12 protein-coding genes are annotated in these 12,807 nt (G+C 72.8%); 6 read left to right on the top strand and 6 right to left on the bottom strand.

Features of this window, described 5'->3' with window-relative positions; translation table 11 throughout:
* The first annotated feature begins 87 nt into the window (after window positions 1-87).
* Window positions 88-885, top strand: a complete 798-nt coding sequence (locus BGP79_RS05650) for a DNA-formamidopyrimidine glycosylase family protein (RefSeq protein ID WP_076693645.1) — start codon at window positions 88-90, stop codon at window positions 883-885.
* A gap of 60 nt (window positions 886-945) precedes the next feature.
* On the opposite strand, the gene BGP79_RS05645 is transcribed toward BGP79_RS05650, so the two are convergent.
* The 3 genes from BGP79_RS05645 to BGP79_RS05635 form a co-directional block, all read right to left on the bottom strand.
* Window positions 946-2,841, bottom strand: a complete 1,896-nt coding sequence (locus tag BGP79_RS05645; protein ID WP_076693644.1) for an FAD-binding monooxygenase — start codon at window positions 2,839-2,841, stop codon at window positions 946-948.
* Between the two features lie 220 nt (window positions 2,842-3,061).
* Window positions 3,062-3,790 (bottom strand): SCO1664 family protein, encoded by a 729-nt coding sequence (locus tag BGP79_RS05640; RefSeq protein WP_076693643.1) that lies wholly within the window; start codon window positions 3,788-3,790, stop codon window positions 3,062-3,064.
* A 105-nt stretch (window positions 3,791-3,895) separates the two neighbouring features.
* Window positions 3,896-4,579, bottom strand: a complete 684-nt coding sequence (locus BGP79_RS05635) for an MSMEG_4193 family putative phosphomutase (RefSeq protein ID WP_083701647.1) — start codon at window positions 4,577-4,579, stop codon at window positions 3,896-3,898.
* A 108-nt stretch (window positions 4,580-4,687) separates the two neighbouring features.
* Here BGP79_RS05635 and BGP79_RS05630 point away from each other — a divergent pair, with 108 nt between their 5' ends.
* A complete protein-coding gene (locus BGP79_RS05630; RefSeq protein WP_076693642.1) occupies window positions 4,688-6,076 on the top strand; it encodes a sigma 54-interacting transcriptional regulator in 1,389 nt (462 codons plus the stop codon).
* A 10-nt stretch (window positions 6,077-6,086) separates the two neighbouring features.
* Window positions 6,087-8,099, top strand: a complete 2,013-nt coding sequence (locus BGP79_RS05625) for a VWA domain-containing protein (protein ID WP_076693641.1) — start codon at window positions 6,087-6,089, stop codon at window positions 8,097-8,099.
* Between the two features lie 66 nt (window positions 8,100-8,165).
* Here the strand turns inward: BGP79_RS05625 and BGP79_RS05620 are convergent, their stop codons facing one another.
* Window positions 8,166-8,726: a DUF2127 domain-containing protein gene (locus BGP79_RS05620; protein ID WP_083701598.1), complete on the bottom strand. Its 561-nt coding sequence runs from the start codon at window positions 8,724-8,726 to the stop codon at window positions 8,166-8,168.
* On the bottom strand, window positions 8,723-9,361 hold the full coding sequence (locus tag BGP79_RS05615) for a DedA family protein (RefSeq protein WP_143588324.1): 639 nt from the start codon (window positions 9,359-9,361) through the stop codon (window positions 8,723-8,725). The genes BGP79_RS05620 and BGP79_RS05615 overlap by 4 nt, the downstream gene beginning before the upstream one ends.
* Window positions 9,362-9,567: 206 nt before the next feature.
* On the opposite strand from BGP79_RS05615, the gene BGP79_RS05610 reads away from it, so the two are divergent.
* Together BGP79_RS05610 and BGP79_RS05605 are read left to right on the top strand one after the other, a co-directional pair.
* The gene (locus tag BGP79_RS05610) at window positions 9,568-10,617 is read left to right on the top strand and encodes a sensor histidine kinase KdpD (RefSeq protein ID WP_143588314.1); all 1,050 of its coding nucleotides are present in this window, start codon (window positions 9,568-9,570) and stop codon (window positions 10,615-10,617) included.
* Window positions 10,614-11,276, top strand: coding sequence for a response regulator transcription factor (locus BGP79_RS05605; protein ID WP_076693639.1), 663 nt, complete (start codon window positions 10,614-10,616; stop codon window positions 11,274-11,276). Before BGP79_RS05610 ends, BGP79_RS05605 begins: the two co-directional genes overlap by 4 nt.
* Here BGP79_RS05605 and BGP79_RS05600 read toward each other — a convergent pair.
* Entirely contained in the window at window positions 11,252-11,989 is a 738-nt protein-coding gene (locus BGP79_RS05600) for a phosphatase PAP2 family protein (protein ID WP_083701596.1), read from the bottom strand. The genes BGP79_RS05605 and BGP79_RS05600 overlap by 25 nt on opposite strands.
* Before the next feature lie 110 nt (window positions 11,990-12,099).
* Between BGP79_RS05600 and BGP79_RS05595 the strand changes: the two genes are divergently transcribed.
* Window positions 12,100-12,678: a DoxX family protein gene (locus BGP79_RS05595; protein WP_076693638.1), complete on the top strand. Its 579-nt coding sequence runs from the start codon at window positions 12,100-12,102 to the stop codon at window positions 12,676-12,678.
* Window positions 12,679-12,807: the final 129 nt, after the last annotated feature.

The following is a 12,807-nucleotide window of genomic DNA, read 5'->3' as shown; positions in this document are numbered from 1 at the left end:
CGCGACGGTCGCCGCCGGCGGGCCGTGGGGCGGATCGACGCGACGCCGTCGCGGCCGTCGTCAGGCCCGGGCCGCTATCGTGACCGCATGCCCGAGGGTGATTCCGTCTTCCGCCTCGCCGACCGGCTGCGCGCCGGGCTCGACGGCGCCCGGCTGACCGGCGGGGAGCTGCGGGGCGGCCGCGCCGCGGGCACCCGGCTCGCCGGGGTCACCGTGCTCGGCCACGAGACCCACGGCAAACACCTGCTCACCCGGTTCGACTCCGGCGACACCCTCCACACCCATCTGCGGCTGACCGGCTCGTGGACGGTGACCGGCCCCGGCCGTCGCCTGCCCCGGCGGATCGAGCCGGACGTGCGGGTGCGGATGCTCACCGAGCGCGGAACGACGGCGTGGGGCGTCGGTCTGCCCGTCGTCGAGCTGCTGCCCACCCGGGAGGAGCACCGGGTGATCGGGCACCTGGGCCCGGATCCCCTGCGCCCCGACTGGGACGCCGCCGAGGCCGAACGCCGCCTGACCGCCGACCCCGACCGGCCCGTCGTCGCCGCTCTGCTCGACCAGCTTCTCGTCGCCGGCCTCGGCAATCTGTGGGCCAACGAGGTGTGCTTCCTGCGTGGCCTCTACCCGTGGCGGCGGGTGGGTTCCACCGACGTCGCCGCGCTGATCGCGACGGCGGCGACGGCGCTGCACGCGTCGGCCACCGTGCCGGGCCTGTTCCAGACCACGACCGGCGTCACCCGCCGCGGCGAACGCCACTGGGTGGCCGGCCGCGCGCACCGGCCGTGCCTGCGCTGCGGGACCCTCGTCCGGGTGCGCGCCGAGGTGACCGGGGACCCCGACCAGCGCCGCACCTGGTGGTGCCCGCGCTGCCAGCCGGAGGCGTGAATCGCGGACACGACGAGGGCCCCGGACCGGCCGGTGCGAGGCCCTCGTGGTCGAACGGGCTCAGGCGCGGCTGACGGCCCGCCCGAGGATCGGGGCGAAGAAGGCGCCGAGTTCCTCCGTTGCGGTCAGCGGCAGCACGGCGGCCACGTACTGGTCGGGCCGGACGACCACGACGACGCCCTCCCGGTCCAGGCCCCGCCCCTCCCAGATGTCCGCCTTCGGGCTCACACCGAACACCTTCGACAGGTCCGTCAGGGCGAACGGGCCCACCTGCGGCCGGAAGGCCGCCGGCACGGCGTTGATGTCGATCTCCGGGTGGGGCTGCTGGTAGACGACCTTGACGTCGAACCACGCGTCGGGGTCCGCCCCGTCGGGGGTCGCCGCCAGGGGCGACTCCGGCGCCGTCCCGAGCCACTGCGCCAGATCGGCCACCGGGCCCGCCGCACCCGCCGGTGCCGCGTCCGCGAACACGTAGATCCGCCACCGGCCGTCGGCCCGGGCGAGGTGGCCGAGCTGGACCGGGTTGGTGTCGCACACCCGCACCGCGGGGGCCGACTTGAAGCGCTTGCCCACCGGGAAACCCGCGGCCCGCTCCTGGTGGGTGGCCCCGCCGGTGATCAGCGACGGCGTGTACTCGGTCATGAACCCGGCCGGGAACTCGGCGGTCCGGACGTAGAAGTCCTCGAGCTCGGCCGGGTCGGCGAAGTCCTCGGGCCTCTTCGCCATCATCGACGACCACTCCTTGTCGAAGTCGATGAGGTTCTTCGCGACCACCTGCCGCTCGGCCGAGTAGGTGGAGAGCAGGCTCTCGGGGCTGCGCCCCTCGAGCACGTGCCCGAGCTTCCACGCGATGTTGAAGCCGTCCTGCATCGAGACGTTCATGCCCTGGCCGGCCTTCGCGCTGTGCGTGTGGCAGGCGTCGCCGGTGATGAACACGCGCGGGGTGCGCGTCCCGACGACGTCGGGCAGCAGGTCGTCGAACCGGTCGGTGAGCCGGTGCCCCACCTCGTAGACGCTGTGCCAGGCGACGTCGCGCACCTGGACGGTGTACGGGTGCATGATCTCGTTGGCCCGGCGGATGATCTCCTCGATCGGGGTCTTCCGCACGGCGCCCGCGTTGTCGACCGGCACCTCGCCGAGGTCCACGTACATCCGGAACAGGAAGCCGCCCTCGCGCGGGATCAGCAGGATGGACCCGCCGGTGTGGGACTGGATGGCGCACTTGGTGCGGATGTCGGGGAAGTCGGTCTCGGCGAGGACGTCCATGACCCCCCAGGCGTGGTTGGCGGCGTCGCCGGACAGGGTGCAGCCGATCGACTCCCGCACCTTGCTGCGGGCACCGTCGCAGCCGATGACGTACTTCGCGCGGACGGTGCGTTCGGTTCCCTCGCGGGCGCCGACGCCGCCGAGGGTCACGGTCACGGGGCGGTCCCCCTCGTCGGCCACGGTCAGGCCGCGGAACTCCCAGCCGTAGTCCGGCGTCAGCCGGCTGGGGGCGTTCGCGGCGACCTCGGCGAAGTAGTCGAGCACGCGGGCCTGGTTGACGATCAGGTGCGGGAACTCGCTGATGCCGAACTCGTCGTCGACGGCACGCCCACCGCGGACGATCTGCGTCGGGTCGTCCGTGCCCGGCCGCCAGAAGTTCATCTCGGTGATCCAGTAGGCCTCGGCGATGATCCGCTCGGCGAAGCCGAAGGCCTGGAACGTCTCGACGCTGCGGGCCTGAATGCCGTCGGCCTGCCCGATCGCGAGCCGCCCCTCGCGTCGCTCCACCATGCGGGTGGTGATGCCGGGGAACTGGGCGAGCTGGGCGGCGGCGAGCATGCCCGCGGGCCCGGACCCGACGATGAGGACGTCCACCTCGTCGGGGAGCTCCTCGGGCCGGTCGATGCCGGTGCCGGCGGCGGACTGGATCCTCGGGTCGCCCGAGACGTAGCCGTGGTGGTGGAACTGCACGAGTTGACCTCACATCGTCGTGATCTGGCGCGACGGCATCCGCTCGAGCGGCACCTGCGCTGTTCGATAATCGAACACGTAATTCGATAACTGAACACGTGTGCTGACAGCAGGGTACGGAACGATGACGTGGGTCACAAGAGCGGGCACGTGTGCGCAGGTCAGCGGCGGGGTCCCGCGTCCGTGCTCAGGAGCGCGCGGCAGTCGCCACGGAGTGCGGTCAGATCAGGGGCCAGGGGAACCGGCGGCCGGTCCGGTCGATCGGGAGGGTCTGCCGGATCAGCAGTCCCTGCACCCGCTCCTGCACGGCCCGCACCTCGGCGGCGTCGAGCAGCTCGGCGACCTCGGCGGGCACCTCGTCGGCCAGCGGGGCGATGTCCTCGAGCAGGCCGTCGTCGATGTGTTCCCCACCGAAGTCCCAGATCACCGTGCGCAGCTTGAACGGCGCCGCGAAGCACAGGCCGTGATCGATGCCCCAGATCCGCCCGTCCGTGCCGCGCAGCACGTGCCCGGCCTTGCGGTCGGTGTTGTTCGCGACGACGTCGAACACCGCCATCCGCCGCAGGTCGTCGTACGTCTGCGGGAAGTCCTCGACGAGCGTGAAGTAGTGCTCGGACAGGTTGCACTCGATGAACCACTGGAGCGAGCCGACCCCGAAGGGCGCGTCCTCGCGCACCACCGTCGGCGGCACCAGGTCCCACCCGAGCGCGGCGCTGAGCAGGTAGGCCGCCCGCTCCCGCCGGTACAACCCCGGCTCGAAGTCCCACAGGGGCTTCTCCCCGAGCTCGGGCTTGTAGATCGCCCATGACGTCCGCTGCTCCGCACCGGCAGAGTCGGCGGGGTCGGTCACCTCGACGAGGAACGTCTCGTTGCTGCTGCGCGCGATCTGACCGAGCAATTCGACGGAGCCGCTGTTCAGGAGCGCGAGCTCGCGCTCGTCAGCGGGCACGCGGGCGCCTCCGGATGCTCCGGATGCTCCGGGTGTCGATCGTGGCGCCGCTCATGTGACGGCCCGTGACGCTGCTGCTGATGACACTGCTTCTCACCATGCTGCTCATGACGCCGTCAAGTCCGCCAGCGACGACTGCGTCGAGTTGACCGTCAGCACCACCGGGTCACGACCCTCCTGGTGGGAGATGACCGAGACCGAACACGGGTCGACGCTGATCCGCTGGAACCGGTTCAGCGGAGTGCCGAGGGCGTCGGCGAGCGCGACGCGGATGGGATCGGCGTGGGAGAAGCAGACGACCGTCCCGCCGAGGTGCGCATCCCGGATCCGGCCCAGGGCGGCGACCATCCGGTCCTGCATCTGCACGAAACTCTCGCCACCCGGGAAGGTGAAGGCGTCGGGTTCGGCCTGCACGGTGTGCCACTCGGGCAGCTTCGCCAGGTCCGCGATCGCCTGCCCGGTCCACTCCCCGACGTCGCACTCGATCAGCCCGGCGTCCTCGGACACGGTCAACCCGGTGCGCTCGGCGGTCGGCTGCGCCGTCTCGCGGGTGCGCTGCAGCGGGGAGCTGTAGAGCGCGTCGATCGTGCGGGCGGTGAGCCGCTCGGCCGCCCGCTCCGCCTGCTGGCGGCCGAGATCGGACAGCCCCAGCCCCGGGGCCCGGCCGGGCAGCAGCCGGCCCGTGGTGGGTGTCGCCCCGTGCCGGACCAGGATGACCAGGGTGGTGGGAGGCGCGGGAGTCGGTTCCTGGGGTGCTGTCGGTGCCGTCGGATTCTCGCCGGTCGTCATGGTCGCAGCGTAGGCGCGTCCGCCCACGGTCCGCCACGACCGGCCGGCACTCCGCCACCGGTGAACAGACCTTCCGGGTTTCGAGACAACGGGTCTAGCGTGAATCAGGTGAGTGAGCAGCCCGAGATCAGCACGGTGGCGCAGCTGCGCGCCGCCGGCCACGTCCAGAAGACCCTCCGTGAAGAGATCCGCGACAACCTGCTGGCGGCCCTGGCCGCCGGCGAGAACCCCTGGCCGGGCCTGCACGGCTTCGACCGCACCGTCATCCCCCAGCTCGAACGGGCCCTGATCGCCGGGCACGACGTCGTCCTGCTCGGTGAGCGCGGGCAGGGCAAGACCCGCCTGCTGCGCACCCTGACCGGCCTGCTCGACGAGTGGACGCCCGTGATCGAGGGCTCGGAACTGAACGAGCACCCGTACGAGCCGATCACGGCCGAGTCCCGGGCACGGGCCGCGATCGAGGGCGACCGGCTTCCGGTCGCGTGGCAGCACCGCGAGCAGCGGTACGTCGAGAAGCTCTCCACCCCGGACACCTCGGTGGCGGACATGATCGGCGACGTCGACCCGATGCGCGTGGCCGAGGGCCGCCGGCTCGGCGACCCCGAGACCATCCACTTCGGGCTCGTCCCCCGCGCCAACCGCGGCATCGTCGCCCTGAACGAGCTCCCCGACCTGGCCGAACGCATCCAGGTGGCCCTGCTGAACGTGATGGAGGAACGCGACATCCAGATCCGCGGCTACGTGCTGCGGCTGCCGCTGGACGTGCTCGTCGTCGCCTCCGCCAACCCGGAGGACTACACGAACCGCGGCCGGATCATCACGCCCCTGAAGGACCGGTTCGGCGCGGAGATCCGCACCCACTACCCGATCGAGCTCGAGGACGAGGTGGCCGTCGTCCGGCAGGAGGCGACGCTGACCGCCGACGTGCCGGACGTGATCATGGAGATCCTCGCCCGGTTCACCCGGGCGCTGCGCGAGTCCAGCGAGATCAACCAGGCCTCCGGCGTCTCCGCCCGCTTCGCCATCGCCGGCGCCGAGACCGTCGCGGCCGCCGCCCGGCACCGCGCCACCGTGCGCGCCGGCGACGAGCCCGTCGCCCGGCTCGTCGACCTCGAGACCGCGATCGACGTCCTGATGGGCAAGATCGAGTTCGAGTCCGGCGAGGAGGGCCGCGAGCGCGACATCCTCGAGCACCGGCTGCGCACCGCGACCGCCGAGGCCGTGCGGGAGCACTTCCGAGGCCTGGACTTCGGTCCCCTGGTCGAGGCCTTCGACGGCCGCCGCACCATCACCACCGGAGAGCGGGTCACGGCCGCCGAGTTCCTCGACGCCCTGCCGGCGCTGAACGGGTCGACGCTCTACGACGACATCGCCGCCCGCCTGGACGGCGGCGGCACCGGCCACCGGGCCGGCGCCATCGAACTCGCCCTCGAGGGGCTCTACCTCGCCCGCAAGCTCTCCAAGGAGAGCGGCGACGGGGAGACGGTCTACGGATAGGGAGCACACCATGCCGGGCCACCACCAGTCCTCCTTCAGCTACGGCCGGTATGCGGGCGGGCCGGACCCGCTCGCGCCCCCGGTGGACCTCGCCGAGGCCCTGGACGCGATCGCCGACGACGTCATGTCCGGGTACTCCCCCGAGCAGGCGATGCGCGAGTTCCTCCGCCGCGGCGGACGCAACCGGCAGGGCCTGGACGACCTCGCCGGCCGCGTGCAGCAGCGGCGCCGGGACCTGCTCAAGCAGCACCGCCTCGGCGGCACGCTCGACCAGGTCAAGGAACTGCTCGACAAGGCCGTCCTCGAGGAGCGCAAGCAGCTCGTCCGCGACGCGATGATGGACAACACCGACCGCGCGTTCCGTGAGATGCGGATGGAGAACCTGCCCTCCTCCACCGCGGCCGCGGTCAACGAGCTCGCCGACTACGACTGGCAGTCCCAGGAGGCGCGCCAGACGTACGAGCAGATCAAGGACCTGCTCGGCCGGGAGATGCTGGACCAGCGGTTCGCGGGCATGAAGCAGGCCATGGAGAACGCCACGGACGAGGACCGCGCGGCGATCTCGCAGATGCTCTCCGACCTGAACGACCTGCTGGAGAAGCACGCCCGCGGGGAGGACACCCCCGAGGACTTCGAGAACTTCATGGCGCAGCACGGCGACGCGTTCCCGGAGAACCCGCAGAACGTGGACGAGCTCATCGACGCCCTCGCGCAGCGCTCCGCCGCGGCCCAGCGGATGCTGCGGTCCATGAGCGCCGAGCAGCGGCAGGAACTGATGTCGCTCTCCGCCCAGGCGTTCGGGTCGCCCGAGCTGATGGCGCAGCTGGACCGGCTCGACTCCGCGCTGCAGGGCCTGCGGCCCGGCGAGGACTGGACCGGATCCGAGCGTTTCGAGGGCCAGGAGGGCCTGGGACTCGGCGACGGGACCGGCGTCCTGCAGGACCTCGCGGAACTCGACTCCCTCGCCGAACAGCTCTCCCAGTCCTACGCCGGGTCCACGCTCTCCGACGTCGACGTCGAGTCCCTCGCCCGGCAGCTCGGTGACGAGGCGGCGGTCTCCGCACGCACCCTGGCCGAACTCGAACGCGCGATGCGGGAGAGCGGGTACCTGCGCCGCGGCGCCGACGGCGACCTGCAGCTCTCCCCGAAGGCGATGCGGCGGCTGGGCCAGTCCCTGCTGCGTGACGCCGCCGGCCGGCTCTCCGGCCGACAGGGCCGCCGCGACACCCGGCTGGCCGGCGCCGCCGGTGAGGCGACCGGTTCGACGCGGGCCTGGCAGTTCGGCGACATCGAGCCGTGGGACGTGGGCCGCACCCTGACCAACGCGATCGGCCGGGTGGCCGCCGAGGGCGGCAGCCCCGCCGGCGGGATCCGACTGGACGTGCGCGACGTCGAGGTCCGCGAGACGGAGGCCCGCACCCAGGCGGCGGTCGCCCTGCTCGTGGACACGTCGTTCTCGATGGCGGCCGAGGGGCGCTGGGTGCCGATGAAGCGCACGGCGCTGGCCCTGCATCACCTCGTCTCCACGCGCTTCCGCGGTGACCGGCTGCAGCTGGTCACCTTCGGCCGGTACGCGCAGCGGCGCGACATCGGCGAGTTGACGGCACTCTCGGCGATGCGGGAGCAGGGCACCAATCTGCACCACGGGCTGACGCTGGCCACCCGGTTCTTCCGGCAGCACCCGACGATGCAGCCGGTGCTGCTCGTCGTCACCGACGGCGAGCCGACCGCGCACCTGGTGGGCAACGGCCAGGCGTGGTTCTCGTGGCCGCCCGAGCCGGAGACGGTGCGGGCGACCGTGGCGGAGCTGGACCGCGTCGGGCGCCTCGGTGCGGAGGTGACGTTCTTCCGCCTCGGCGACGACCCGGGCCTGGAGCGGTTCCTCGCCTCCATGGCGCACCGGGTGGACGGTCGCCTGGTCTCCCCCGATCCGGAGGACCTCGGGGCCGCCGTCGTCGGCGAGTTCCTCCGACACCGCTACCCCGGCACCGGCTCGACCTTCGGGGACATCGAGTGGGAGTGAGGCGCGGACACCACCGGTGACCGGCAGGGGGAGTGAATCAGCCGGGTCGCCGGTGGTGTCCGGACCTCACACCTCGCGCTGCCGGTACCGGGCCTGCGCCAGCGCCCGGACGGTGCGCATCGCGTCGCGCAGGGAGCGGCCGTGCCGCCATTCGCGCCACGTCAGCCACAGGATCAGCCCGTCCAGCACGGTCAGCAGGGCGACCCCGACGCTCGGCGCGACGGCGAGCTGGACGAGCTGGATGACGAGGAAGACGCCGAGCGCCCCCATCGCCCACGGGTAGATCCGCCGGGTGCCCACGAACAGGGCGATGACGATGGCCAGCTTCACGATGCCGTGGAACAGCAGGTAGACGGCCCCGATCTTCGCGGACGTGCCGGTCAGGTGGGCGGCTCCGTGGACGACCAGATTGGCGATCAGGTCGTGCGGGTCCTGCCGCAGCTCCTCCGCTGTGAGGGCCTGGCTCAGCGTGACGAGTGCGGCGGGCGAGAGGACCAGCAACGGGATGCCCGCGACCACCTCGATCAGTCCGTCGACGGCCTTGCCGAGGATGCCGAGGACGAAGACGACGGAGGCGGTCGTCTCGCGACGGTCGTTCGCGCGCTCGTAGACGGGGCGGTCGTTCATGCGGCCTCGTCCCCGGCCGCGAGGGCCTGCTGCCGGGCGGCCTGCCGCCGGCTCGTGATGCGGCGGCGCACGGCGGCGAACACGAGCGGCAGCACCGACATCGCCACGATCACGAGCATCACCGCGTCGATCGAGTGCGCCACCCCGGGGATGCCACCGAGCAGCACGCCGACCGCCGTCATGCTCAGCACCCAGGCGACCGCGCCGAGCACGTTCCAGCCGACGAAGCGGCGGTAGCCCATGCCGGCGGTCCCGGCGGCCAGCGGGACATAGGTGCGCACGACCGGCACGAAGCGGCCGAGCACGAGCGCCAGCGGCCCGCGCCGGGCGAAGAAGGCGGTGGCCGCCGCGAGACGATCGGTGCGCAGCACGCGGGCGTCGGGCCGGAACCACCGTCCGCCGAAGCGGCGGCCGAGGAGATAGCCGGCCTGGTCACCGGCGACGGCGGCCACGGAGGCGACGAGTACGAGCTGCCAGACGGGCAGGCCCAGACTCACGTGCACGATGGCCGCGGTGACCAGCAGGGAGTCGCCGGGAAGGAACGGGAACAGCAGCCCGGACTCGATGAAGACGATGACGGCGATGCCCAGCAGCACCCACGGGCCGAATCCCTGCAGCAGGGAACCGGCATCCATTAGGTGCCGGAGCCACTCGATGACGTTCACGGGACACGCTCTCCTCGATCGAAGTCCGGCCGCTGCGCGTTCGACGGCGCGACCGGTGGATGTCTCCAGCGTGCGCGGCGGTCCCGGAGAAACCTCCAAGAATGCGCGCTACCCGTCTGGACACCGGCCGGCACCTCCCGACGCGACTAGCGTGGCCCCCAGGAAGGAGCCGTCCCATGCCTCAGGCCGACCTCGCCGGTACCGGCGTCACCGCCCCCGCCGCGGACCCGGACCGTACCGTGTTCCGGCGCGCAGCCGTGCGGATCGGCGTCCGCGTGGCCGTGCTCTGCGCCGTCCTCGTGTTCGCCGGTGCCGCCCTCGTGTTCGGGTACGTGTGGTGGAAGGCGACCACGGGCGGCGGCCGCGAGGTGGGCGACCACCACGTCCTCGTGTCGCTGGACCCCGTGGACCTCGCCGTCGCGGCCGTGGTCCTCGGCATCGCCGCGATCCTGCTCGCGGGAGCGGCCGCCACGCTGATCGCCCGCCGCGCCGCCCTGCCGCTGGCCGAGTCCCTGCGCCGGCAGCGCAACTTCGTGGCCGACGCCAGTCACGAGCTGCGGACGCCGTTGGCCGTGCTGCACGCCCGGGTCCAGCAGCTCGACCTCCTCGTCGGCGAGGACCCGCGACTGCGTCCCGTCGTGACCGAACTGCGGGAGGACTCCCGCATCCTGGTGGACATCGTCGACGACCTGCTGCAGACGACGGCGGGCACGGCCGGCGGGGAGCCGCCCGCCTCCCTGGCCGAGACCATGGTCCGCGTGGGCGGTGACCTGCGGGTGCTCGCCGCCGAGCGGGGCGTCACGCTCGACGTCGAGCCGGCGGACGCCCTCGTCACCCTGCCGGCGGTGCCCCTGCAGCGGTGCCTGACCGCGCTGACCGACAACGCGATCGGGCACACGCCGGCAGGCGGGCGGGTGCTGCTGAGCGCGACCGTCAACGCGCGGTGGGCGGCGGTGCGGGTCACCGACCAGGGTGCGGGCATCCGCGGCATCTCCCCCGACCGCGTGTTCGAGCGCTTCGCCCACGGGCCCGGCGCCGACCCGGCTGCCGGACCCACCCGCTCCACCCACGGCATCGGACTGGCCCTCGTGCACGACGTCGTCGGCCGCCACGGCGGCACCGTGGCGGTCGAGCGCACCGGGGCCGACGGGACGACGTTCCTGCTGCGGCTGCCGCGCGCGGGCACCCCCGGGTCGGGTCCGGCCGTGACGGCGGGGACGCGATGAGCGGGCCACGGCTCCTGCTGGTGGAGGACGACCCGCGGCTGGGCCCCCTGACCCGGGACATGCTGGCGCTGACGTGGGACGTGACCCTGGCCGTCGACCTGGCGGCGGCACGGTCGGCCGCCGAGAGCGACCTCTACGCCGTCATGGTGGTGGACCGGCGGCTGCCCGACGGTGACGGCGCCTCGTTCGTGGCGTGGCTGCGTCAGCGCGGCATCGCCACGCCCGTGCTGCTGCTGACGGCGCTGGGCCAGGTGGCCGACCGGGTGGGAGGGCTGGACGCCGGGGCCAACGACTACCTGGTCAAGCCCTTCGACTTCGACGAGCTCGGTGCACGGCTGCGCGCCCTGACCCGCGACTACTCCGGTCGCGGCACCGGGGTGCCGATCGGCAGCTGGACGTTCTACCCCGAGAACGGCACCGTCGAGTCCCCCTACAGCGGACGGATCACGCTCACCGACAAGGAGACCGCCCTGATGGCGGTGCTCGCCGCCCACCCGGACACGGCGTTCAGCCGCCGGCATCTGCTCTCGGCCGTCTTCGACCGCGGCGAGCAGGAGGGCACCGTGGACACCTACGTGCACTACCTGCGCCGCAAGACGGACCGGGACCTGATCGAGACGGTGCGCGGCGTCGGCTACCGGCTGGGCACGCCCGCCTGACGCCGGGCCGGCCACCAGCGGTCCAGCGCCCGCCCGACGAGCAGCCAGACGAGCGGGGCCACGGTCAGGGACCAGATCACTGAGGCGAGCACGTCCGTGGGGAAATGTACCGAGTCGATCAGGATCGAGCCGACGACGAACAGCGCCACCAGCGGCGCCACGAGCCGCATCGTCCGCTGCGCCCGGGATCCCGCGGTCAGCAGCACGAGGGTCGCCGCGAGCGCCGTGATGAACGCGACGTGTCCGCTCGGGAAGGACCCGTCCAGCTGCGTGGGCGAGAACGGGTGGGCGAGCAGCGCGGAGTCCGGTCGCGGCCGGTCCAGCACGGCCTTCAGGATCCCGGTGGGCAGCCAGGTGACGGCGACGGTGACGCCGAGGGCCACCGCGTCGCGCAGGCTGCGGCGGGTCCACCACACGACGCACGCGACCAGCGCGGCGATCAGCACCGCGCCGACCGGCTCGAGGACGTTGTAGACGGCGTCGGTCACCACGGCCACGCCGCCGACGTGGAGGGAGTCGATCGCCCTGGCCACCGGCAGATCGATCGCGGAGTGCATCAGCAGCAGGCCACCGATGAGGACGATCAGGATGCCGGTGACGGCGACGGGCAGCCGCACCCCCAGGCGCGGCGCCGGTGCGGGCACGAGTCCGTCGTGATCAGCGGTCTTGGCCGCCCGTTCCGTGGCGTCGTGCGGGGTCCGGTCCAGGTACATGTCTCCAGCGTGCGGGGCGGCCTCCAAGAACCGGCCCAGAATCGTCCACCGCCGTCCGTAGACTGGACGCTGGTCCGACCCGCAGCCATCCCGACGGAAGGAACCCTTTCATGAGCCACGACAGCACCACCTCCGCCTCCACGACCGCCGCCCGGACGCTGTTCCGGGTCGGCCTGGGTGGCGTCCTGGTCGCCCACGGATCGCAGAAACTCTTCGGCTGGTTCGGCGGCGGCGGCATCGAAGGCACCAGCCAGGGCATGCACGCGATGGGCTTCCGCCCGGCGAAGACCAGCGCCATGCTCGCCGGTGTCGGTGAGGCCGGCGCGGGCCTCGCGCTGGCGCTCGGTCTCGCGACCCCCGCCGCAGGCGCGGCCGCCGCGACGACCATGGGCGTCGCCGCGAGCGTGCACGCCCCGAACGGGTTCTTCGCGATGGACGGCGGCCTCGAGTACCCGGCGGTGCTCGGCCTCGCCGCCACCTCCTTCGCGGTGGGTGGCCCCGGGCGGGTCTCCCTGGACGCGCTGACCGGGCACGTGCTGGACCGGCCCTGGATGCGGGCGGTGGCCGTCGCGGCCATCCCCGTGGCCATCGGCGTGCAGATCTACCGCCGCCGGCAGGCGCTCGCCGCGGACGCGACCCCCGAGTCGGCCGTCACCCCGGCCGAGGAGGGCTCGACCGACCCGGCCTGAGCCGGTCGAATCGCGGCCGCCGCTCGCCCCGGATCGACGCGCGATCCGGGGCGAGTGTGACGCCGACGGACGAGCGCGTCCAGCTTCCGTGGAGCTTGGCCCGATAGAGATCGGTGATGTGATCGAACT

The organism is Tersicoccus sp. Bi-70, from assembly GCF_001968825.1.
Lineage (GTDB): Bacteria > Actinomycetota > Actinomycetes > Actinomycetales > Micrococcaceae > Tersicoccus.
This window is presented reverse-complemented; position numbering and strand designations above follow the sequence as displayed.